Below are 21,635 nucleotides of genomic sequence, written 5' to 3'. Positions count from 1 at the left end.
TTACGCACCCACCTTTCTTCGTTGTTTCCAAAAAATAAACGCAAACACTGGTGCACCAATAAAGGCTGTAATTACGCCTATTGGTAGCTCAGACGGTGAAATTATGGTTCGTGACACTAAGTCACAAATAATGAGTAATGAAGCACCATTTATAAATGATAAGGGTAATACATGACGATGATCCGATCCCCACAACATACGTGTCATATGTGGAACGACGAGACCAACAAAGCCAATGGTTCCAGAAACCGATACCGCAGCACCAGTTAAAATCGAACCTCCTGTTAAAATCATCATTTTACGTCGTTTCACATTTACACCTAAATGCATGGCACGTTCCTCGCCAAAAACTAATGCATTAAGCTCGCGTCGATTTAGCCATAATAGTAAAAAACCGATCGTCATAAACGGTAATGCCATTGTGACATAGGGCCAACCTCGCATTGACACACTACCAAGCAACCAGCCAATAATTTGACGGAGCTCTTCACCTGAAAGTGAAATCATAAGAGAGATGACAGATCCCAAAAATGCACTAAATATTATTCCTGTGAGAATGATCGTTTCCATCTTCATCGCGCGGTCTATGAGCTTGGCAAAACTCATAACAGCAACCATCGTTAAAAAAGCGCCGAGCATACTGAAGACTGGCAATGTGAACAAGCCTAGAAAGGGTACAGAAATTCCGAAAAAGAGTGTCACCACGGCGCCAACTGAGGCACCGGACGACACTCCTAACGTATATGGATCCGCTAATGGATTTTTCAACAATCCTTGGAAAGCTGCTCCCGCTATAGCAAGTGATGCACCAACTAAACCAGCTAGCACAACACGAGGTATGCGAATATTCCAAAGTATGTTTGATGCAGCTTCATCCATGTCAGGATTCCACAAGACTTGCATAGGAATCGAAACCGATCCAGCCGTTACCCCAACCAGCACAGCAGCAATCAGTACGAATACAGAAGCTACATAGGCAAACCAGGTTTTATTCACTGAAGACCTCAGGATGAATTGCTTTTGCCAATTCTAATAAGCCTTCTGTTAAACGAGGACCTTGACGACTTGTCGTATCAGCATCCACATCTATTACAGCCTTGTTTTTCACAGCTGTAACTGTACCAAAGCCTTCACGAGTCAAAACTTGCTCCGCTGCATCTGGTACATAATTTCCGTAAGTTGTTAATATTACATCCGGATTACGCTTTACAATTTCTTCAGGGTCCATCATGATCCAACCTTCTAGATCTGATGCAATATTTTCCGCGTTCAATATTTCGATCATTTCGTTCATAAACGTGTTATTACCTGCTGTATAAATTTCTGGAGCTGGAGATATTTCCGCAAATACTTTTTTCTTCGTTTCAATGTTTGAAGCCTTTTCTTGAATCGTTGCTACTTCATCCTTCATTGTTTGTACCATTTCTTCAGCTTCTTTAATCTTACCTGTCGCTTGGCCAATAGTAGCCATCGTGTCATACACTTCATCAAAACTTACTGCAGATTTCACAACATACACGTTTAACCCTGCATCACGCAATTGTTTAATTCCAGCGTCACCTACTCCGAGACCTGATTCATGTGCAAGTACTAAATCTGGATTTAAAGAAATAATTTTTTCTACATTAAATTCTTGTCCACCAATTTTTTCTTTAGAAGCAACTTCTTCTGGGTAGTTATCGTAATCCGAAACTCCAACTACTTCTTCTTCTAAGCCAAGAGCATACAAAATTTCTGTATTGCTTGGAATCATTGAAACGATTGCTTTTGGTGCTTCTTCCAATGTAATTTCATTATCAGTGACATCCTTAATTGTTAGAGGAAATTGGGAAGCCTCTTGTCCAACTTCTGTTTCAGTTGTTTTGCTGTCTGCAGGTTTTGCTTCTTCCTGCCCACATGCTGTTAATAATATCGCTGCAAGCGCAGTTGCGAGCCATAATTGCCAAATCTTTTTCATTGTTGATTTCCTCCTTGATGTTTATGTTTATGTTTATGTTTTTGGACACAAAAAAATCCTCCGCTTTTTGTCGGAAGATGGTTGGTTGAATTTAGGCTTTTGCTAAAATGAGCACGAGCTGATTCACACCATTCCTATCCTCGTAGGGTTGCGGGTGTTGCGCACGTAGGCAGGTCTCCTGGCTTGTGATCAGTGGTTGGCGCGTCTTCCCAAAGCTAAGTTTGCTTCAGTGACTTGATGCGCTTCCTCTCACATACAGTGGCGGGACCGCGTCGGATTTGAACCGACTTCCCTTTTAACTCTGCGATTGAAGCAGAGCACCTTCGTGTTGGGGCTATGTAATTCATTTTTCATTATACAGGATTTCTGATGGGTGTCGAGAAGGTTTTTGTGGGTGACTCGGATTGCGTGAAATTGAAGATTTCTCCATTTCGCGGGTGGATATTTGGAATTCAAGTTGCGTTATCTGCATTTCATAAGGCTTTATCTCGAATTCGAATTCGTTTATCTAGATTTCGCATTCACTTATCTGCATTTCGTTAAATTTGCATGCGGTGCCGGGGGCAAAAAAAGCCATTCCACATCTTTCGAGTGAAATGGCTTTGGTTATTAGAATTACATTTTTTCAGGTGCACTTACACCAATCAGACGTAAGGCATTTGCGATGGTTGTGCGGACTGCCGTAATAAGGGCTAGACGTGCACGTGTCATGTCTTCGTTCGTTGCATCCAATACTTTTTCTGCATTGTAGAAGCTATGGAAGGTTGCTGCAAGTTCTTGGATGTATGTTGCAACGCGGTGTGGTGAGCGGATTTTCGCTGCATCAGCTACAACTTGCGGGAAGTCACCCATTTTCTTCAGAACATCTATTTCTTTTTCAGCTTGCAATAAATCCAATTGAGCATCCGAAGCACTGAATCCTTGCTCTTCAGCAGAACGTAAAATCGAGCTGATACGCGCGTGCGCATACTGTGCATAATACACAGGATTTTCATTTGATTGTGAGACAGCTAAATCCAAATCGAAGTCCATATGTGAATCGCCAGAACGCATTGCGAAGAAGTAACGAACGGCATCCAAACCAACTTCTTCAACAAGTTCACGCATCGTAACGGCTTTACCAGTACGTTTACTCATCTTCATTTTTTCGCCGTCTTTATACAATTGAACCATTTGAATAATGCTTACTTCAAGCGTATCGCGATCATAACCAAGTGCTTGGATTGCCGCTTTCATACGTGGGATGTAACCATGGTGGTCCGCTCCCCAAATGTTGATTAATTTATCAAAACCGCGTGCAATTTTGTCTTCATGATACGCAACATCAGGTGTTAAGTAAGTGAATGAACCATCGTTTTTAATAAGTACACGATCTTTGTCATCGCCAAATGTTGTCGAACGGAACCAAGTTGCGCCTTCTTCTTCAAATACGTGACCATTCGCACGTAATTTATCCAAAGCGACTTCAATCTTGCCGTTTTCATATAGAGAAGTTTCTGAATACCACTCATCAAAGTTAACGCGGAAATCGGCTAAATCTTTTTGAAGTTTTGCAAGTTCCACTTTTAGTCCATGTGAACGGAAGAATGAAAAGCGTTCTTCAGCAGATTTCTGAAGCAATGCATCGCCATGCTCGCTTGCCATCTCTTTTGCGATATCAATGATATCTTGACCGTGATAGCCATCTTCAGGCATGTCAGCATCTTGACCCAATGCTTGCTTGTAGCGCGCTTCCAATGAATGTGCCAAGTTGTTGATTTGGTTCCCGGCGTCATTGATATAGTATTCACGTGACACGTCATAGCCTGCAAGATCCAATACATTACATAATGAATCTCCGACTGATGCACCGCGGGCATGCCCTAAATGCAAATCACCTGTTGGATTCGCCGAAACGAACTCCACTTGAATTTTTTCACCAGCGCCAGCTTTTGAACGGCCATAATCAGCACCTTGTTCCAAGACAGCTTTCACCACGTCCGCCAAGTAATCTTTGCGAATTGAGATGTTCATAAATCCTGGACCGGCAATTTCGATTTTCTCGATGACTGTGCCAGTTGTATCAAGGTTTTCCAAAATAGCTTCAGCAATAGCACGAGGTGGCTTCTTCGCAAGCTTCGTCAGCTGCATCGCAATGTTTGTAGCATAATCACCATTCGCTTTATCACGTGGGGATTCTAAATGAATGCCAGGCATTCCTTCCGAATCAGTTAATTCGGCTTTCAATATAGCTTTCTGTAATGCTTCTTTAATGGATTGTTGAACTTGTTCTACTGCGTTCATTGCGATCCCTCCGTGTAATGAAATTCAAGTGTGTATTCGCCAACGGGTTGCCCGCTCACGTCTAAATCATATTGAACGACAAAATGGCCGTCGTGTTCATTTTGTTCAAACGTCATCTGCCGTGTATTGGTTGTCACCATCAACATGCCATATTCGCTATCGTAACTGCCTGTCTGCTCTGAGTCCTTAATAAAAGGGAGACGCATATTAATTCCGCCGCTTCGCAGTACCAGGGCTTCGTTTTCACCCATTTTGACAGTGGTGTTCACATCTTTGTCTTCTTGAACTTCCGCATATTTTAAATAGGCAGTCTCATCTTCTTCAATCAAAGTGCCAGTTGCCCATAATTCATAGATTTCCGGTTCTTCATTAGGTTGCCGGATGGTCGTTTTCAACCTTACTTTTACTTTTGTATTCATAACAAGTCCACCCGCTTCCTTGTGATTTTGTTTAATTTACTTACCAATAATAGGATTCTACATTTTTCTATGTCTAGCTTCAAGCGCCTGGCCGCACCTAAGCTTCAGTTCCTCAGGCGAAAGTGAACTTTCGCATCGGACCTTCCAGCGCCGGCGTCGACCTAAAACGGCGCTTTACGCTTTTCTATAACCTTTTTATTATAAGTGATTTATATACTTTATTTCAAATGTCGTTTTAAAGGACATCACTATTGTAATAATTTGTTAAATTTACTCAATCGTTTTTTTAGGTATGTTATACTAACGCTAGAATTTCTCACGGAGGAAAAGTCATGCTTTTCGAATTACTTATTAACTTTTGTATTTTATTCACTTTCGCCGTTTTGTCCTATTGGCCATTCCAAGATGCTGTGCGATCGAATTTCCCTTTCCCGAAAACACATCCTTATATCATTGGAATTATTGCTGGATTGGCTGGTTTTATCTTGATGGAATCCGCTGTCAATCTGTCTGATTCGATTATACTTGATGCAAGACACGTAGTAATTGTGATTTCCGGAATTTTTGGCGGACCGATTGCTCCTATCATCAGCGGACTGATTATTGGTGTGACACGGATGTTTATCTTGGAGGAATTCACTACGACTGGAATTCTTGCAGGATTGAACATTATCCTCATGGGAATTGTGATTGGGGCGTTCAGTTTTAAATATAGGATGACATTTAGAAATGCTCATCTTTATTTTTATTATGCAACTGCTCAAACTGCTCTTTTAATCGTCTATATCATGTATCCAGCATTGAAAAATGTTCACGAAGTCCTGTACTATATCATTTACTCGGCATTTTCATTCTTTACTGTGCTGTTCATTTTAATCGAATTAAACGAGCATTTTAAGAAAATCCGTCATACTGAATTATTATCAGAGACCGATTATCTGACAGGTCTTTATAATAATCGCAAATTCCATCAGCTGACACATTCTTACATTACAGAATCAACCAAGCCTTTCAGCATGATTTCCATCGATATCGATTCTTTCAAAAAAGTGAATGATATTTACGGTCATCCAGCGGGCGATGAAATATTAAAGGAACTTGGCAAGCGTCTAAAGGATATCGTTTCGGAAAATGAGGGATACGTTACACGAAATGGCGGCGAACAATTTGCCGTATTGATTGCTAATTCCCCTCCTGCAATGGGACTTTATCTAGGTGAACGCATACGTTCCTGTGTGGCAAGCACCCCATTCCTCGTTTCAGATAACCTGGAAGTTTCAATTTCGGTATCCGTGGGAGTCAGTTCCTATCCGGATAATGGCTCAACGATTCAGGAACTTTATAGTGCTGCTGATTCAGCTATGTATGAGGCGAAAGCGAACGGACGTAATCGCGTCTTTCATTTCACAAATAAAAAAGCGTGATGCTTCTCAGAAATGAGAGCATCACGCTTTTATTATTGTCTAGCGCCAAGCGCCAGCTCGCACCTCCGCTTGGGCCCACAGGGTGTGGGTCATGAAGGCGTTCCGACACGAGGTCGGGAACTTAGCCTTCCTATGTGCCTGCGGTTACTCGGCACAAAGTAAACTTTGCTTCCAACGTCGGAGTCAAGCTAGAGTGGCGCTTTACGCATTTATTTTACCCAGCCTAAAAGCATTTCACGGATTAGTTTGCTTGCTGTGTTTGCAGTTTGTTCAGATGAATCGTAAATTGGCGCTACTTCCACTAAGTCGAAACCAACGACGTTTACGTCTGAACCTGCAATCGCATGGATAGAAGCCAGTAATTCACGAGATGTAATACCTCCGCAGTCGACTGTTCCAGTACCTGGAGCGTGTGCAGGATCAAGTACATCAATGTCGATTGTTACGTATACTGGACGTCCTGCCAATGTTGGCAACACTTCTTTTAACGGCTCAAGCACTTCAAATTTTGAAATGTGCATGCCGTTTTCTTTTGCCCATACAAACTCTTCTTTCATGCCTGAACGAATACCGAATGAGTAAACATTTTTTGGACCGATGTGATCGGCGATTTTACGAATTGGTGTGGAGTGTGAAAGTGCTTCTCCTTCGTAGGATTCACGTAAATCTGTATGTGCGTCCATGTGAATGATTGCCAAATCCGGATATTTTGCAGCGACAGCTTTCATAACTGGCCAAGACACTAAGTGCTCGCCACCCATTCCGACTGGAACTTTTCCGTCAGCTAACAATTTTGTCACGAACGTTTCGATTTCGTCCAAACTTTTTTGCGGGTTCCCGAAAGGTAACGGAATATCCCCTGCATCGAAGTAATTTACTTCGTCAAGGTCACGATCCAAATACGGACTGTATTCTTCAAGGCCGATTGACACTTCACGAATACGTTGTGGACCGAATCGTGAACCTGGACGGTAGGAAACTGTCCAGTCCATCGGCATGCCGTAAATGACAGCTTGTGATTCGTCGTAATTTGGATGACTTTTAATAAACACATTGCCAGAATAGGATTCATCAAATCTCATTAATTATTCCCCCGCTAAATCTTTCACGAACTTCGGTAACACGAATGCTGCTTTATGCAATTCTTTCGTGTAGTATTTCGTGTCGATTTCGTGGAAACGTGCATCTTCTACTGTCAAAGGATCGTATTTTTTCGATCCAAGTGTGAAGCACCAAAGACCACTTGGGTACGTAGGGATGTTTGCCGTATATAAACGAGTGATAGGGAAAATTTCTTTCACGTCTTTTTGAACTTGCTTGATTAAATCTGGTGTGAACCAAGGGTTGTCCGACTGTGCAACGAAAATCCCATCTTCTTTTAGCGCTTTTGAAATGCCTGCATAGAAGCCTTTTGTGAACAAGTTCACTGCTGGACCTACAGGTTCTGTTGAATCTACCATGATGACATCGTACTGGTTCTCGGATTCAGCAATGTGCATGAAACCGTCTCCTACTTGTACATCGACACGTGGGTTTTCCAATTCTGATGCGATTGTTGGTAAATATTTTTTCGAGTACTCAATAACTTTGCCATCGATGTCTACAAGTGTCGCTTTTTTCACTTGTGGGTGTTTCATGATTTCACGAATTACCCCACCGTCTCCGCCGCCGACAACTAAAACGTTCTCAGGGTTTGGATGTGTGAATAAAGGCACGTGTGCCACCATTTCATGGTATACGAATTCGTCTTTTTCCGAAGTCATTACCATGCCGTCCAGGAATAACATATTGCCCCATTCAGCCGTTTCCGCCATTTCGAGCAATTGGAAATCCGTTTGCTCCGTATGCAAGGTACGGTTCACCTTCATCGTAATGCCAAAGTTCTCGGTTTGTTTTTCTGTAAACCAAAATCCAGCCATAATGCATTCTCCTTTACTTACGAGGTTAGTGGATCCGTTCCCGGCATGTAGCGAAAGTGAACGCGGTCTGCCGAAAAACAAATACAGAAAAAGTATAGATGTTTTTGACAAAAGTGCAACTATTATTTCTTAACAGTTCTATTTTTGATTTGGAAACAGAATCATTTAGCTTGCTAAAAATGATATACCACTCGTTTTTGCATTTGTCATTTTCTCTATTCATGCGTTTAATCCTCCCATGAATTTACCATACTACTAAAAAGTATGGATGAACGGAGTGAAAGCAATTGCGACGAGCTGACTTACAACAAAAAAAACGAAAGCACCAAAAGCTTCGATCCGTTATCTGGTACTCCATTGTGTCAATCAGTGCATTGTGCACCATTCTTTTGGCATTACGTATTTATGCACAAATTCTTGGTCCACCATCTCTTGCCGTCCCTCAAGCAACCGTGTTTTTAGATCGCAACGGCCATTCCATCGGGGACCGTTTTGCCGAGCAAAGGCGCTACTGGGTGAAGTTAGAGGAGATGTCCCCTTTTATAAGTGACGCCATTTTGGCAGTTGAAGATCAGGAATTTTACGAGCATCATGGTTTCGATTACACACGGATTGCGACGGCTTTATTAAAAGACGTAAAAGCCATGAAAAAAGTGGAGGGTGCGAGTACCATTACTCAGCAGTATGCCCGAAATCTATATTTAACCCATGATAAAACTTGGTCTCGTAAAGCGAAAGAAGCTCTGTTTGCTTACCGCATGGAAACCTTTTATGAGAAAGATGAATTGTTGGAAGGTTATTTAAACACGGTGTACTTCGGTCATGGCATGTACGGAGTGGAAGCCGCAAGCCGCTTTTATTTTGGCAAGCCAAGTAAGGACCTGACGCTGGCTGAATCAGCTTTGCTCATTTCGATTCCAAAAGGGCCGAGTATTTATTCACCGTTGATCAATGAAGAGAACGCCTACAAACGCCAAAACATAGTCCTTGGCTTAATGGAATCACAGGATATGGTATCAACAGAAGCCGTGCGACGTGCACGTGATGAGCAAATTGTTTTAAAAAATGAGGAATGGAAGGCAACTAAATCGGTAGCACCTTACTTCCTCGACGAAGCATGGGCTGAAGCGGATCGTATTTTAGCCAAAAAAGGACGCGCCATCGCTGAAGGTGGCTGGACAATCGAAACCACGTTGAACACCCAACATCAAAAAGTCGCAGAAGAAGTAGTCGCTGACTGGATGCCGAAAGACAGCCTGGAAGTAGGATTTGTCAGTATGGAACCTGAAACAGGTTATGTAACGGCATTAATCGGTGGGCGCTCTTATTCGGAAAGTTCATTTAACCGTGTGACTCAGGCAAAACGTCAACCTGGATCCACCATCAAACCACTGTTATATGCAGCGGCTCTTGAAGAAGGGTTCTCCCCTTTGACATTCCTTGAGAGCGAGCGCACCATTTTCACGTATGACAATGGCCGTTCACAATACGAGCCTAAAAATGTTAACGGCGAGTTTGCGAATCATCCGATTTCATTGGCACAGGCAATAGCCATTTCAGATAATATATATGCCGTAAAAACACTTGAGAAGGTAGGCTATAAACCGTTTGAATCGTTATTAAAGCGTTTAGGCGTTGAAACGTCCGTGCAGGAAACGCCAGCAATGGCACTCGGCACGTCCGAAGTGACGTTAAAAGACTTGACGGGCGCTTTTAATAAAATAGCGAATGGCGGCATCGATCAACCGTTTCGTACCGTGCTATCAATTAGAGACAGTCATGGCGAAGTCGTTTTTGAAGCAGACCCGCATGAACGGGATGATGATGACCGTGTCATGTCAGCTCAAGATGCGTTTATTTTAACGCACTTAATGACCGGCATGTTTGACCCCGTTTTCAACGATTATGCGCCGGCAACCGGATTGTCGATTCGCGGAAAACAAACGCGACCATATGCAGCCAAATCGGGAACGACGATTTCCGATCAAGTACTCGTTGGATATACCCCAACTTTAACAACGGGTGTTTGGAATGGATATGACGCCAACAAGCAGCTCCAGCTAGCAGAAGATAAACAAGCAACGAAAAATATATGGATTGATTTCATGGAGCGAGTTCATCAAGGCGTAACCGCCGAACCATTCTTGCCTCCTAAAGGTGTTACCGGTGTCATTGTGGATATCGAAACTGGCGGTCTGGCAGTTTCAGCCTGTACGAAACAGCGCTTAATCTATGTGAAAAAAGAAGACATACCAAAGCGGCTTTGCACCGATCCTAAGCTACAGAAACAATTGTTGGAAGACGTGAAAACAAATGAGGATGCCGATGAAGTTATTGAAATGGATAGCGACGATCCATGGTCACTGTTCCCGTTTTCTTTCTTCAGAAACGATGATGACGATTAAGGTTTATTCCCTTTCAATCAGAGTAAATTTCTTTTCAGCCATTTTCCCCCAACAAAAATACCCCTCGAATGAACTTTTCGAGGGGACCAATAAGGCTTTTCCAATATCTATTAAAAACAAATAAAAAAGCTTTCTCTTTCTCGGAAATGATAATCCGATGAAACAGAAAGCTTTTTTCTTGGTTGGCGCTGACATGAGAAACATGAGGCATTTGGCTTGGGTTTGACACAAATGTCTCACGGCGCTCATGTACAGACGCGTTTCCAATTGTCCTAGCTCACTTTTTGTCAGCTATGTTTCAAGTGTACTTTCTTTTTTCGACATATTCAACCATTGAACAGAGGTGCATGAAAATGTCACATTTTGTACAACTGTTTGACAATATTAGGAATTCAATTCATGATGAAGTTTTTCTTCACTACGTGCCCACATTTCTGGGTTATGCGATTGTAAAAAGTCCCGCAATATTTCCTTAGATGAATCGTCCATATGGTCAACAATGATATGACGTTTCATTGATTTGTCCATCCTGTTTACGTGGTCAGCCAGAATCTTGAATCCTCTGCGCTTTTCACGGTTGATGACCATTTCACATCCGGTCACACCTGCATAGTAGGGTCCTGTTGCTTTGTGGTCAATGGTAACCCATACAAGCCAAAATAATTTGCCACCTTCAGAATCTTCACGATTCGTTGTGAATTTGATCCCGCGTTCCGTATCGCTTCTTGCATGCATGGCACCAATTTCAACTTTGGCGGTTTTTTCTTCAACGTCAATGATGACCGGTGATACATGTTCAAGTGTCAAAGAACCTACACCGAAACCACCGTGACCATCTGTTGGATCATTTTTTATGATTGTGAATCCCAGCTTTTGTTTTGGTTTTTCTTCATTTGTCATACGCTAGTCCCCTCCGTTCTGTTATTATAACGAATAGATAAACTTTTGTGAAAGAGGAGGAACTCCAGTGCCATACGTAACTGTCAAAATGCTTGAAGGTCGCACAGACGATCAAAAACGCGCGCTTGTAGAAAAAGTAACCGCTGCTGTTGCTGAAACAACAAATGCTCCTGTTGAAAACGTAGTTGTCTTTATCGAAGATATGCCAAAAAATCATTACGCAGTAGCTGGAAAGCTGTTTAGCGATAAATAAGTAAATAATGCGGATTCCCGCTTTATTATGATTGACCTAAGCTGATTACATTAGACCATGTAATCAGCTTTTTCATTGGCCAATTTATGTGCGTAAACGTTTGGGTTAACCGACAAAGTGATTAAATTAAAGGCCATTATTTTTATAAGTTTCAAATCTGGGAAGCGACCTTATATTCTGTTTTATTAATACTATAATATAGGCACGTGACTTCTTTTCCATCTAACCTTTCCAATATCAATTTTTTATTGAATTTGTGTTGGAATCCACATTTCTCATTGACCCTTTTAGAGTTATGATTGAAATCATAATGACCGCACCAAATGATATCTAGGTTTAATTCTTCAAATCCGTAGTTAAGCAAGCCATTTACAGCTTCAGGGACAAATCCATTCCCCCAATAATTAGGATTTAAGACATATCCTATTTCTTTTTGACTTAAGTGTGATAATACTTTATCTGGCTTTCTGTCATGAAGTCCTATTCCGCCGATCACCTTATTTTCAGAAATAAGTTCTATTGCGTACGTATCTTTACTTGCAATAAACATTTGAATAATATCTTTGCTTTCTTCCTCATCTTTATGAGGTTTCCAACCTGCATTTGGTCCAACCAAATCACTTTTTGCATACTCATATAAATCTTTATAGTCGGTCTCTTTCCATTCTCTCAATAATAATCTTTTGGTAAAAATTCTTTGCATATTATTACCCCTTTTCGCTTTTTACAATTATAGGATAAAACCCTATTAAAAGGTGCATTTTTAGAAAAAGAAAAAGCAGAGCGAATTCATATGTGAATTGCTCTGCTTTTATATGTTTTCATATGTGTTACTGAATACACATTTGAAGATTCTTGATAAAGTCAAAGGCCTCTTCAATTTCTGTTTCAGTAAAATTCAATTTCCCTTTAACGACATGCAATTTCTCTACTTGTTCTGTGCGTTCTAGATGGTCGAAGTATAACAAAGTTGAGACCATTTCAAGAAAGCGTGAACTTTTATCATTCAAGCGCTCTATACATAAATCGAGCTTTGGATGATTGCCATCCACTGTTGATAAAAACTGGCTTCCTTCTTCGGTACATGCGTACGTATATTGCACGTACGACCCTTTGTCTTCTTTTTTCTCAGACAAGAACGACATATTGCATAATTCCTCTACACGTAAAGTCAGCTCTTCTGAATAAGGCCCATACATGTGGAATTGGTATTTTTCCTGGAATGGAAAGTTCATTTTCTTCGCAATGTACACCATTTTTTGGAGCTTCTTACGCCCTGTTACTTCTCCAGCCAGCGTGATGAACTGGACAATTTTCGCATGTTCCTCTAACAATTAAGGCAACCTCCTATTCTATGCTTGTCCGTAAAGCAACTCTAAAATTTTCTTCTTCACGGCTTTTTTCTTAGTATCTTTTGTCAATAAATCTTCTGGGAAATACAATTTATGATCCGTTCTTCGTTTGCCTGAAATGGCTTCAACGATTTCAGAAGACCTCGATAGCTCACGTAGTTCGTTGTTTGGCATCAATAAATGAATCGGCACACGTTCGCCTTCCTCACCTGGTCGATAAAAATCATATGGCAAGTCTGATGACGAATCGAATACTAAATAGTAAGCAGGGCTGATGCCCGCTTTATTAAACAATTTCTCTAGTTCAGCCAGTTTCCTGTAATCCTTTGCCGGGTCAAATTCAATATATTGGAATAAACGACGATTCACAAAGCGGTCGCATAGATCAGCGAGAATTTCATCTTCTTCGTGCACCCATTCCTGGAAGTACGTCATAACAATGCCTTCGTCGAGTGCAATGTAATCAGCCAATGTAAATGTTTGATCAAAGAACGTCTTGAAATGACGCGGTTCATACGCGAAAGTGTAACCACTCTCACTCAGTTCTTTGGCACGGTGAAGTGCTTTCGTTAGAATTACTTCCGCACTGCGGGACACCGGATGGAAATACACTTGCCAGTACATTTGATAGCGACTCATGATGTAATCTTCTACCGCATGCATGCCGCTTTGTTTAATGACGACCTGATCTTCGCGCGGGCGCATGACACGTAAAATACGCTCCATATCAAAATGCCCGTAACTTACGCCTGTATAATACGCATCACGTTGTAAATAATCCATGCGATCTGCATCGATCTGGCTTGAAATTAAACTTACCGCTTGTTTATTGCCGTATGTTTTGGCAATGACATCGGACACATGTTGGGGAAATTCCGGAGCCACACGTTTTAGTATTTCATTTACTTCGGTGTCTCCAAGCAAAATAGCCTGCGTGAATTTCTCATGGTCCAGATCAAACACATGTTCAAACGCATGTGAAAATGGACCATGACCGAGATCATGAAGAAGTGCTGCACAAAGAACCACCAGCCTCTCAGATTCATCCCATTCAGGTCGGCCTGTAAATATATCATCAATGATGCGTCTTACAACTTCGTAAACGCCCAGTGAGTGGTTGAAGCGGCTATGTTCAGCCCCGTGGAAAACGAGATACGTCGTGCCGAGTTGTTTGATACGGCGCAATCTCTGAAATTCTCTCGCGCCAATCAAATCCCAAATCACTTGATCGCGGACATGTATGTATCGGTGTACCGGGTCTTTAAATACTTTTTCTTCAGCCAACTTTTGCGTTGCATAACTCACATGGACACCTCTTCTCAGGAAAAAATACTTGAAATTATTATAAGACTTTTTTTAACAATCCTGTTATTTATCGTACATTTGCGCTCGCCTTTTGTTCCGCATGAGCCAACAAGTATGAAAACCACATACTTGTGGGTCTCACGCTTCACGCTCTTGCGGCATGCTAGGCGCAAATGCACTCTTCGCTATATTTAATTTAACAGTTTGAGTTAGCGTAGCTTTTATATAGATTTATTAAACGATTTATGGATTATATGGGAATCTGCGACACTCCGGCGGAAAACGGGCAGGCAAGACCCCACAGCGAGGCAAAATGAACGAAGGCTAAGAACGCCACCTCGTGTGGCAACGCCTTTGATCAACATCCTATTGGCCCGAGGAGGCTTGCCAGTTCGTCCGCGGAAAGGGAGCAAATTCCCGCTAATTTTTATACAAATTAAATTGAAAGTTAACTATGTCTATTATAAAGAAAAAGCCACCTTCAGGGAAGGCAGCGAAAGTATGAATAGATATTTTTAAACTTTTAATCGAAGTAGCGAGATTATGCCTTTAGCTTGGCGCGTACCTTATCCATTAATTCGTCTTCAGAAAGCGCTGCTACAGGTCGGTTGTTTACAAACGCGAATGTTTTTTTACGTCCTGGACCGCAGTAAGACTGACACGCAATATCAATCGATGCGTTAGGATCGATTTCTTCTAACTTAGGAATTAATGTTTTTAAATTTACGGCCTGACAATCATCGCAAACTCTGAATTCGTTTGCCATTTGCCAACAACCCTTTCTTTTTGAGAGTAAAAGTCTACAGGTCATTGTATCTCATTTTTCCATACTGATTCAAGTGTATCTAAATGTTGAATGAATAAAACCTGCGAATCTTGTACAAGCTTGAAGTAGAACATCAAAACTATTAACAATTCAGGAGGGACATTTATGGTAAAAATTAGACAAGATGCTTGGTTAGATGAAAATGATGAATTATTGGCAGAAACCGTGCTGCGACACGTTCGCGAAGGAAGTACGCAATTAAATGCATTTGAAGAAGCAGGAGATGCCTTGAATCGAACAGCGGCGGCTTGCGGATTTCGTTGGAATGCAGTTGTAAGAAGAGAATACGAGAAAGACTTGCGTGAAGCAAAAAAAGATCGCAAGCAAAAAATGCGTGTGCTTGGGAAAGAATACCGTCGCAGAGGGCAATCTCTGTTTCTCGTAGGCAGCGAAGAACAACCACAGGAACGCGTCCAAATTCCGTTATCGGCACTATCACTTGACGTGGTCATCGCCTACTTGTTACGTCTGCAACAAAATGGCACTGGCGAAGGCGAATCTCATCGCTGGCGCGCACTACTATCTCATTCTCAAGAAAAAATCAAGCAATTAGAACGTGATATCGCGAGATTGGAAAATGAGAACTCAACGATTCGCGAAGATTACGAACAGTTTGTTCACATCATGAACCGGGCTCGCCGTTTAGTGACTTTGAATGATGATGCTGAAAACATCTCACCTGTATTCCAAATGGAACGCAATGGTAATTTAGTAGCGAAAGAACCACCAATCAACTGATTGGTGGTTTTCTGTTTTTGTAGTGTTCTATCAAGTGTCTATTCACGGTTTGTTGACTCTATCGTTTCCTATTTCCAGTCAGTACATCAAAAAAACTACTACAGCGAATAGTCATGGACGTTCATATATATCTAGTAGGCTTATGCCTCTATTTTAGTCAACATTTTTTGATTACGTTCAACGACTCGGGTTAAGTAATACATATATAAATCCGTTTCGTCTGGCTGCAGTGATTGCATGTGAACATTTCGCATCAAATGGTTCATTAATCGTTGCGCATGTATGACTGTATCTTGAACGGTGACAGTTTCTCCAATGATTTCGCTGACCGAAGCCATAACTTCTGGCACAATCATCGGATAAACAAATTTAGTTTGTTCACCTTTCAATCCAGCTTCGTAAAAGTCACGAATCAAAGCTGCCCGCTCTGCTCCGCTCCCTTCAATACATAAATAAATTTGAACCGCTATTCCATGACGTAATCGTCTTTGTGAAATGCCAGCGAATTTCTTGCCCCCCACACTCAAATCATAAGAACCTGGACAGTAAGAACCTACAATTTCATATGCCTCTATCGAATCAGCTATTTGCGGAAACAGATGGCGAACGAATTCAAGCATGATATCGTATCCCGCATTGATATCTATTGCATTATTCTTTTCAGAAACAACGATCGAGATATTCAGAACCCCACTGTCTAACACAACGGCAAGTCCACCCGAGTTTCGGACGATGGATTGAAAACCATGTTCCTGCAATACATCACGCCCATCTCCGATATGAGGTAGGCGGTGATCCTGAATCCCGAGAACTACTGTATTTTCGTGTACCCACGTTCGGATGGTCGGAAGGGATTCGCCTTTTCCAACTCGTTCACACAACATATCGTCCGCTGCAAACGATTCAAGAGCGGATTTCGATCTGCCGCTCATGGACTGATCCCAAAATCGCCATTCTTTATTTACAAATAAGTCATTAAACCCAGACATCTTTATTCCCCTGCCATAACGCTTTGAGCTGCGGTAATTAATACTAATTTATACACATCATCAGACGAACAGCCGCGAGATAAGTCATTCACGGGCATATTCAATCCTTGTAATATCGGACCAATCGCTTCAAATCCGCCAAGTCTTTCCGTTAGTTTGTAGCCAATATTCCCTGCTTCAAGTGAAGGGAAAACAAAAACATTCGCATCACCTTGAATACTTGAACCGGGTGCTTTCTTCTTCGCCACTGCAGGTACAAATGCTGCGTCAAATTGAAATTCTCCATCAATATTGACTGAAGGTGCTTTTTCTTTCGCAAGCTTCGTGGCTTCGACTACTTTTTGGGTTTCTGGTGAAACGGCAGACCCTTTTGTAGAGAAGGACAGCATCGCTACTTTTGGCTCGATTCCGAACGCTTTTGCCGTTTTGGCACTTTCCACAGCGATTTCAGCTAAGTCTTCACTTGTTGGTGCAATCGTAATGGCACAGTCAGCAAATATATAACGCTCGTCCCCACGCACCATAATAAATGCCCCACTTGTTTTGGACACGCCAGGTTTTGTTTTGATAATTTGCAATGCAGGGCGTACTGTTTCAGCTGTCGTATGCGCTGCACCGCTTACCAAGCCATGGGCATAACCTGTGTAAACAAGCATTGTGCCAAATGAATTAACGTCTTTCAGTTGAATGCGCGCTTGTTCTGGCGAAGATTTACCATTACGGCGTTCCACGAATTTCTCAATGAGTTCATCAAGCTTTTCGAAATGAACAGGATCGATTACTTCGATTCCCGTCAAATCAATCCCAGCTTGCGTCGCTGCTACTTTCACCAAATCATGTGAACCCACTATAATGGGCGTCACCATTCCTTCGTTATGCAATTTAATTGCGGCTTGAAGTATACGCTCGTCCGTTCCTTCAGGTAAAACAATTCTAATCTGCTTATCGGTAATGTTTTTTTTGATTTCTTCAAATAAGTTCGTCACACGGCATCCGTCCTTTCGGCATGTTAAGGTTGTTTTTTAGTAAAGTTAATTGTGTTTCTTCGCTTATGCTGGTTTCTAGCTGCGCAGGGTAGACCTCACCTAAGCTTAGGCCCACAGGATGTGGGTCATGAAGGCGTTCCGACACGATGTCGGGATTTTAGCCTTCCTTCCATTTCTCATGCGAATGCAGGCATTCGAACCGGTTGCTCCTGCGGTTACTCGTCGCAAAGAAAATCTTCTCTCCAGCGCCGGAGTCGGTCTTACATACCCTGCTCCGCTTTTCTTCATAATAACACGAATTTGTCATATCTCATCATGTGTGAATGGTGAGAATATAGGTTTCTTAAAGGCTTTATGCTAAACTTAACTTGAATATTTAATTAGATGAAGGAGTGTCCCATACATGAATGAAGCAGCGCAAACTTTAGATGGTTGGTACGCATTACATGATTTTCGCACGATGGATTGGACATCTTGGAAACAATTATCAACTGAGGATCGTACAGCAGCTGTAAATGAGTTTTTAGGATTTTTAGAAGAATTAAATGTTGCACATGAAGCGAAAACTGGTAGCCACGCTTTCTACACAGTTATTGGTCAAAAAGCCGATTTCATGCTGATGACATTACGCGAAACGATGGATGAGCTTCAACAAATTGAAGCGAAATTCAACAAATTAACAATTGCTGAATACACTGTTCCTTCGTATTCTTACGTTTCTGTTGTTGAGCTTTCAAACTACTTGGCAGGCGAATCCAATGAAGATCCTTATCAAAATCCGCATGTTCGTAGTCGCCTATATCCAGAACTTCCACGTTCTCAATATGTTTGTTTCTACCCAATGGACAAGCGTCGTGAAGGCAATGACAACTGGTATATGCTATCGATGGAAGACCGTAAATCGATGATGCGCAGCCATGGCATGATTGGCCGTGGATACGCTGGAAAAGTGAAACAAATCATCAGTGGTTCTATCGGATTTGACGACTTTGAATGGGGTGTTACGTTGTTCTCGGATGACGTCCTTCAATTCAAAAAGTTAATTTACGAAATGCGTTTTGACGAAGTGAGTGCACGTTTCGGTGAGTTTGGCTCATTCTTCGTGGGAACATTGCTTGATGCAGACAAAACAACAGAATTTTTAACTGTATAAAACACCGGGCTACGCAAAAATGCGTAGCCTTTTTTGTTCTAAATTCCCAAGTGCTACGTATAATAAGTTGCGAGGAGGTTGTGCTGTGGCGGTAATCCAGGCAACTGAAAAAGATATTGAAACTCTTGCCCGTTTAATGCGTGCAGAGGCAGAGGGTGAAGGCAAGGAAGGAATGCTTATGGTCGGTAACGTCGGTGTGAATCGAGTGCTTGCGACTTGTCTCGATTTCAATGACATTCGCAACGTGCAGCAAATGGTTTTTCAGAGTCCAGGTGGATTTGAAGCGACGACCAAATCTTATTTCTACCAACGTGCCCGTGAACAAGACAAGGCACTTGCCCGTCGTGTGATTGCTGGTGAACGTTTCCACCCTGCTACACGTTCTTTATGGTTTTTCGAACCACCGGGGGGATGTCCTCCCACATGGTATAACCAACCGAACACAGGTCGTTATAAATCTCATTGCTTCTTTTCGCCTAGCCCCTCCGATTGCCCAAATCTTTAAAATGGAAAGGATGATTTCTTGGTACAATATTATTGGAATCCTGCTTATGCTCAACCAATGCAACAACCGCAACAACAAATGATGCCTCAACAACAAATGATGCCCCAGCAACAAATGCAACCTTCTACATTACCCGCAGGAGGACGCCCAACTTCTCCACCGGCTGGTGAAGAATCCTACATCGAAAACATTTTACGTTTAAACAAAGGCAAACTTGCGACTGTCTATTTAACATTCGAAAACAATCGTGAATGGAATGCCAAAGTTGTGAAAGGCATCATCGAAGCAGCAGGCCGTGATCATTTAATTGTCAGTGAGCCGGGGACAGGAAAACGTTATTTAATTCCATTGATTTATTTGGATTACGTAACGTTTGATGAAGAAATCAATTACTTTTAATCTTCGGTGAAAGAAAGTGGAACTAGGTCTCTAACTTGGAACTTATTTTTCAAATATTCATTTGCTCATCAAAAATCCCCTTCCACTTTGTTTTGTGAAAGGGCATTTTGATGTTCACGGAATATGTTTATCAGGCGACCATTTTTCCATTTGTTCTTCCAATTTGATTCTGAAATAGACCGTTTCGTCAGTATTTTCGTTACAATTTTTATCCAACAAAAAAACGCCCTTCACTTGGAAGGACGCAAAATTTCAATTCATATGTTTGACTGCAGAGACAATCACGAGTACCCAGGCTGCAAGGAATGCTACGCCTCCGATTGGTGTGATGGCACCCAAAATGCCGATGCCACTTAGACTCAATACATAAAGTGAGCCAGAGAAAATCACGATGCCGGCTAACATTAAGTAACCTGCCCAGCTAAGCTGTGGCACATTCCCAATGATATTCGTGCTCATCAAAATCCCGATAATGATTAGTCCAATCGCATGATACATCTGGTATTGGACTGCTGTTTCCCAAATCGCTAAGTACTTTTCAGATAGTTTTTCTTTCAGTGCATGTGCACCGAAAGCTCCAAAAGCAACGGCCAAAAATGCATTTATGGCACCTGCGATGATAAAAAATGGCATAATTATTCCTTCTTTCATATGTGGTGTTTAAATGTCCGCAATTACTAGCTGTCGGATCTCTTCAATGCTTGCGGCTCAGCTGCTCACGTATAAAATATACGTTCCGCTGCCCACAGATCCGTTGATCTCCCCGACTCTTTTTGTACTCTTTATAAATTTCTTATTCAGTTAAAAATCAAATAAAGAATCACCGTTCGCGTCGTCTTCCTTCATGCGTTCGCCAGCTGAAATGGAAGGTACAGATGAAGTGGATTGGACCGTGTGCACTGGTTGAACTGGTTGTGCATATTGAATCGGCATGACTTGTGGTTTGACTTCAGGCTGTTCACTTAATGCAACATTACATAAAGCTCGAATCGCGACCAAGGATTCACGGATGCTTTGCTCGTCACCTTTACCTTTTGCCACTGCGACATGTTTCTCGATTTCGGTGACAACTCGACTTAATGGAATCACGTTCGGTCACTCTCCTTTTACTGATTGTTCTTGTCAGACTACACTTTACCATGAAATCTACTTCAAACAAAAGTCTATCGGGTCTAATCCCCATTGTGATAGTTGTTCATTTATTTTGGAATAGGGTTTACTACCGAAAAACCCTCGATGGGCACTGAGGGGGCTTGGGTGAACGGATTCAATAATGGCATGCTTGGACGTATCAATTAGCTTTCGTTTCAATTGCGCAGGTCTTCCCCATAACACAAATACCACTGGCTCTTCTCTCAAAGAAAGTTTGCGGATAACTTCATCCGTAAAGAGTTCCCACCCTTGTCCTTTATGTGAATGTGCAGCACCTGCTCGCACGGTGAGAACCGTGTTTAACATGAAAACGCCTTGCCTTGCCCATTTCGTCAACATGCCATCTGGCGGAATCTCGCATCCAAGGTCTTCATGAAGTTCTTTTAACATATTTCGTAAACTCGGAGGATGCTTGATCCCTGGTTTGACAGAAAAGCTCATGCCGTGGGCTTGTCCCGGGCCATGATAAGGATCTTGCCCGACAATCACCACTTTAACATCGGTAAAAGAAGTTTCTTTAAAAGCGTTCCACATTTCATCCATTGGTGGATAAACGGTTTCATGTTCATATTGGTCTTTCAAAAACTCCCGTAATTTCAAGTAGTACGGTTGGTCGAATTCATGTTCAAGTACTTGTTGCCAGTCGTTTTCAAATATCTCTTTTTCCAAG

General features: G+C 41.9%; 23 protein-coding genes and 1 riboswitch. Of the genes, 7 read left to right on the top strand and 16 right to left on the bottom strand.

What is annotated here, in order from left to right; translation table 11 throughout:
- The 4 genes from AC1DSK_RS01320 to AC1DSK_RS01305 form a co-directional block, all read right to left on the bottom strand.
- Positions 1-996, bottom strand: coding sequence for a FecCD family ABC transporter permease (locus AC1DSK_RS01320; protein ID WP_477546264.1), 996 nt, complete (start codon positions 994-996; stop codon positions 1-3).
- Complete coding sequence (locus AC1DSK_RS01315) at positions 989-1,957, bottom strand: ABC transporter substrate-binding protein (protein ID WP_477546263.1); 969 nt, start codon at positions 1,955-1,957, stop codon at positions 989-991. The genes AC1DSK_RS01320 and AC1DSK_RS01315 overlap by 8 nt, the downstream gene beginning before the upstream one ends.
- 151 nt (positions 1,958-2,108) lie before the next feature.
- Positions 2,109-2,297, bottom strand: a riboswitch (cobalamin riboswitch).
- Positions 2,298-2,572: 275 nt separating this feature from the next.
- Complete coding sequence (gene argS, locus AC1DSK_RS01310) at positions 2,573-4,240, bottom strand: arginine--tRNA ligase (protein ID WP_477546262.1); 1,668 nt, start codon at positions 4,238-4,240, stop codon at positions 2,573-2,575.
- On the bottom strand, positions 4,237-4,659 hold the full coding sequence (locus AC1DSK_RS01305) for a YwiB family protein (protein ID WP_477546261.1): 423 nt from the start codon (positions 4,657-4,659) through the stop codon (positions 4,237-4,239). The genes argS and AC1DSK_RS01305 overlap by 4 nt, the downstream gene beginning before the upstream one ends.
- A gap of 332 nt (positions 4,660-4,991) precedes the next feature.
- Between AC1DSK_RS01305 and AC1DSK_RS01300 the strand changes: the two genes are divergently transcribed.
- The gene (locus AC1DSK_RS01300; RefSeq protein WP_477546260.1) at positions 4,992-6,083 is read left to right on the top strand and encodes a diguanylate cyclase; all 1,092 of its coding nucleotides are present in this window, start codon (positions 4,992-4,994) and stop codon (positions 6,081-6,083) included.
- 209 nt (positions 6,084-6,292) lie between these two features.
- Here the strand turns inward: AC1DSK_RS01300 and speB are convergent, their stop codons facing one another.
- A complete protein-coding gene (gene speB, locus AC1DSK_RS01295) occupies positions 6,293-7,165 on the bottom strand; it encodes an agmatinase (RefSeq protein WP_477546259.1) in 873 nt (290 codons plus the stop codon).
- A gap of 3 nt (positions 7,166-7,168) precedes the next feature.
- A complete protein-coding gene (speE, locus tag AC1DSK_RS01290; protein WP_016428311.1) occupies positions 7,169-8,002 on the bottom strand; it encodes a spermidine synthase in 834 nt (277 codons plus the stop codon).
- A 287-nt stretch (positions 8,003-8,289) separates the two neighbouring features.
- On the opposite strand from speE, the gene AC1DSK_RS01285 reads away from it, so the two are divergent.
- The gene (locus tag AC1DSK_RS01285) at positions 8,290-10,407 is read left to right on the top strand and encodes a transglycosylase domain-containing protein (RefSeq protein WP_477546258.1); all 2,118 of its coding nucleotides are present in this window, start codon (positions 8,290-8,292) and stop codon (positions 10,405-10,407) included.
- A gap of 384 nt (positions 10,408-10,791) precedes the next feature.
- Here the strand turns inward: AC1DSK_RS01285 and AC1DSK_RS01280 are convergent, their stop codons facing one another.
- Positions 10,792-11,307, bottom strand: coding sequence for a YwhD family protein (locus AC1DSK_RS01280; RefSeq protein WP_477546257.1), 516 nt, complete (start codon positions 11,305-11,307; stop codon positions 10,792-10,794).
- 67 nt (positions 11,308-11,374) lie between these two features.
- Between AC1DSK_RS01280 and AC1DSK_RS01275 the strand changes: the two genes are divergently transcribed.
- Positions 11,375-11,560 (top strand): 2-hydroxymuconate tautomerase, encoded by a 186-nt coding sequence (locus AC1DSK_RS01275; RefSeq protein WP_016428314.1) that lies wholly within the window; start codon positions 11,375-11,377, stop codon positions 11,558-11,560.
- A gap of 151 nt (positions 11,561-11,711) precedes the next feature.
- Here AC1DSK_RS01275 and AC1DSK_RS01270 read toward each other — a convergent pair whose 3' ends face one another.
- From AC1DSK_RS01270 to AC1DSK_RS01255, 4 genes are all read right to left on the bottom strand, one after another.
- A complete protein-coding gene (locus tag AC1DSK_RS01270; protein WP_477546256.1) occupies positions 11,712-12,263 on the bottom strand; it encodes a GNAT family N-acetyltransferase in 552 nt (183 codons plus the stop codon).
- A gap of 127 nt (positions 12,264-12,390) precedes the next feature.
- Positions 12,391-12,894: a YwgA family protein gene (locus tag AC1DSK_RS01265; RefSeq protein WP_477546255.1), complete on the bottom strand. Its 504-nt coding sequence runs from the start codon at positions 12,892-12,894 to the stop codon at positions 12,391-12,393.
- A gap of 18 nt (positions 12,895-12,912) precedes the next feature.
- Positions 12,913-14,217, bottom strand: a complete 1,305-nt coding sequence (locus AC1DSK_RS01260; protein WP_477546254.1) for an HD domain-containing protein — start codon at positions 14,215-14,217, stop codon at positions 12,913-12,915.
- A 541-nt stretch (positions 14,218-14,758) separates the two neighbouring features.
- Entirely contained in the window at positions 14,759-14,983 is a 225-nt protein-coding gene (locus tag AC1DSK_RS01255) for a YuzB family protein (protein ID WP_477546253.1), read from the bottom strand.
- 165 nt (positions 14,984-15,148) lie between these two features.
- On the opposite strand from AC1DSK_RS01255, the gene AC1DSK_RS01250 reads away from it, so the two are divergent.
- Positions 15,149-15,781 (top strand): RsfA family transcriptional regulator, encoded by a 633-nt coding sequence (locus AC1DSK_RS01250; protein ID WP_016428319.1) that lies wholly within the window; start codon positions 15,149-15,151, stop codon positions 15,779-15,781.
- Positions 15,782-15,921: 140 nt separating this feature from the next.
- Here AC1DSK_RS01250 and lipL read toward each other — a convergent pair whose 3' ends face one another.
- Positions 15,922-16,770 (bottom strand): octanoyl-[GcvH]:protein N-octanoyltransferase, encoded by an 849-nt coding sequence (gene lipL / locus AC1DSK_RS01245; RefSeq protein WP_477546252.1) that lies wholly within the window; start codon positions 16,768-16,770, stop codon positions 15,922-15,924.
- 2 nt (positions 16,771-16,772) lie between these two features.
- On the bottom strand, positions 16,773-17,756 hold the full coding sequence (gene pta / locus AC1DSK_RS01240; RefSeq protein ID WP_477546251.1) for a phosphate acetyltransferase: 984 nt from the start codon (positions 17,754-17,756) through the stop codon (positions 16,773-16,775).
- Between the two features lie 403 nt (positions 17,757-18,159).
- Between pta and hemQ the strand changes: the two genes are divergently transcribed.
- The 3 genes from hemQ (at position 18,160) to gerQ (ending at position 19,813) form a co-directional block, all read left to right on the top strand.
- Entirely contained in the window at positions 18,160-18,909 is a 750-nt protein-coding gene (gene hemQ / locus AC1DSK_RS01235; protein WP_477546250.1) for a hydrogen peroxide-dependent heme synthase, read from the top strand.
- A gap of 85 nt (positions 18,910-18,994) precedes the next feature.
- Entirely contained in the window at positions 18,995-19,414 is a 420-nt protein-coding gene (locus tag AC1DSK_RS01230; protein ID WP_016428323.1) for a cell wall hydrolase, read from the top strand.
- Positions 19,415-19,432: 18 nt separating this feature from the next.
- Positions 19,433-19,813 carry a spore coat protein GerQ gene (gene gerQ, locus AC1DSK_RS01225; RefSeq protein WP_477546249.1) on the top strand — a complete coding sequence of 127 codons (381 nt, stop codon included), beginning with the start codon at positions 19,433-19,435 and terminating at the stop codon, positions 19,811-19,813.
- Positions 19,814-20,065: 252 nt separating this feature from the next.
- Here gerQ and AC1DSK_RS01220 read toward each other — a convergent pair whose 3' ends face one another.
- The 3 genes from AC1DSK_RS01220 to AC1DSK_RS01210 form a co-directional block, all read right to left on the bottom strand.
- On the bottom strand, positions 20,066-20,446 hold the full coding sequence (locus tag AC1DSK_RS01220; protein WP_477546461.1) for a DUF423 domain-containing protein: 381 nt from the start codon (positions 20,444-20,446) through the stop codon (positions 20,066-20,068).
- 168 nt (positions 20,447-20,614) lie between these two features.
- Positions 20,615-20,902: a YwdI family protein gene (locus AC1DSK_RS01215; protein ID WP_477546248.1), complete on the bottom strand. Its 288-nt coding sequence runs from the start codon at positions 20,900-20,902 to the stop codon at positions 20,615-20,617.
- A 57-nt stretch (positions 20,903-20,959) separates the two neighbouring features.
- The gene (locus tag AC1DSK_RS01210; protein ID WP_477546247.1) at positions 20,960-21,634 is read right to left on the bottom strand and encodes a uracil-DNA glycosylase; all 675 of its coding nucleotides are present in this window, start codon (positions 21,632-21,634) and stop codon (positions 20,960-20,962) included.
- Position 21,635 lies beyond the last annotated feature (1 nt).

Source organism: Paenisporosarcina sp. P4_B8, assembly GCF_056402175.1.
Note: the sequence above shows the minus strand (reverse complement) of the source record. Positions and strands in the feature narration are given on the sequence as shown.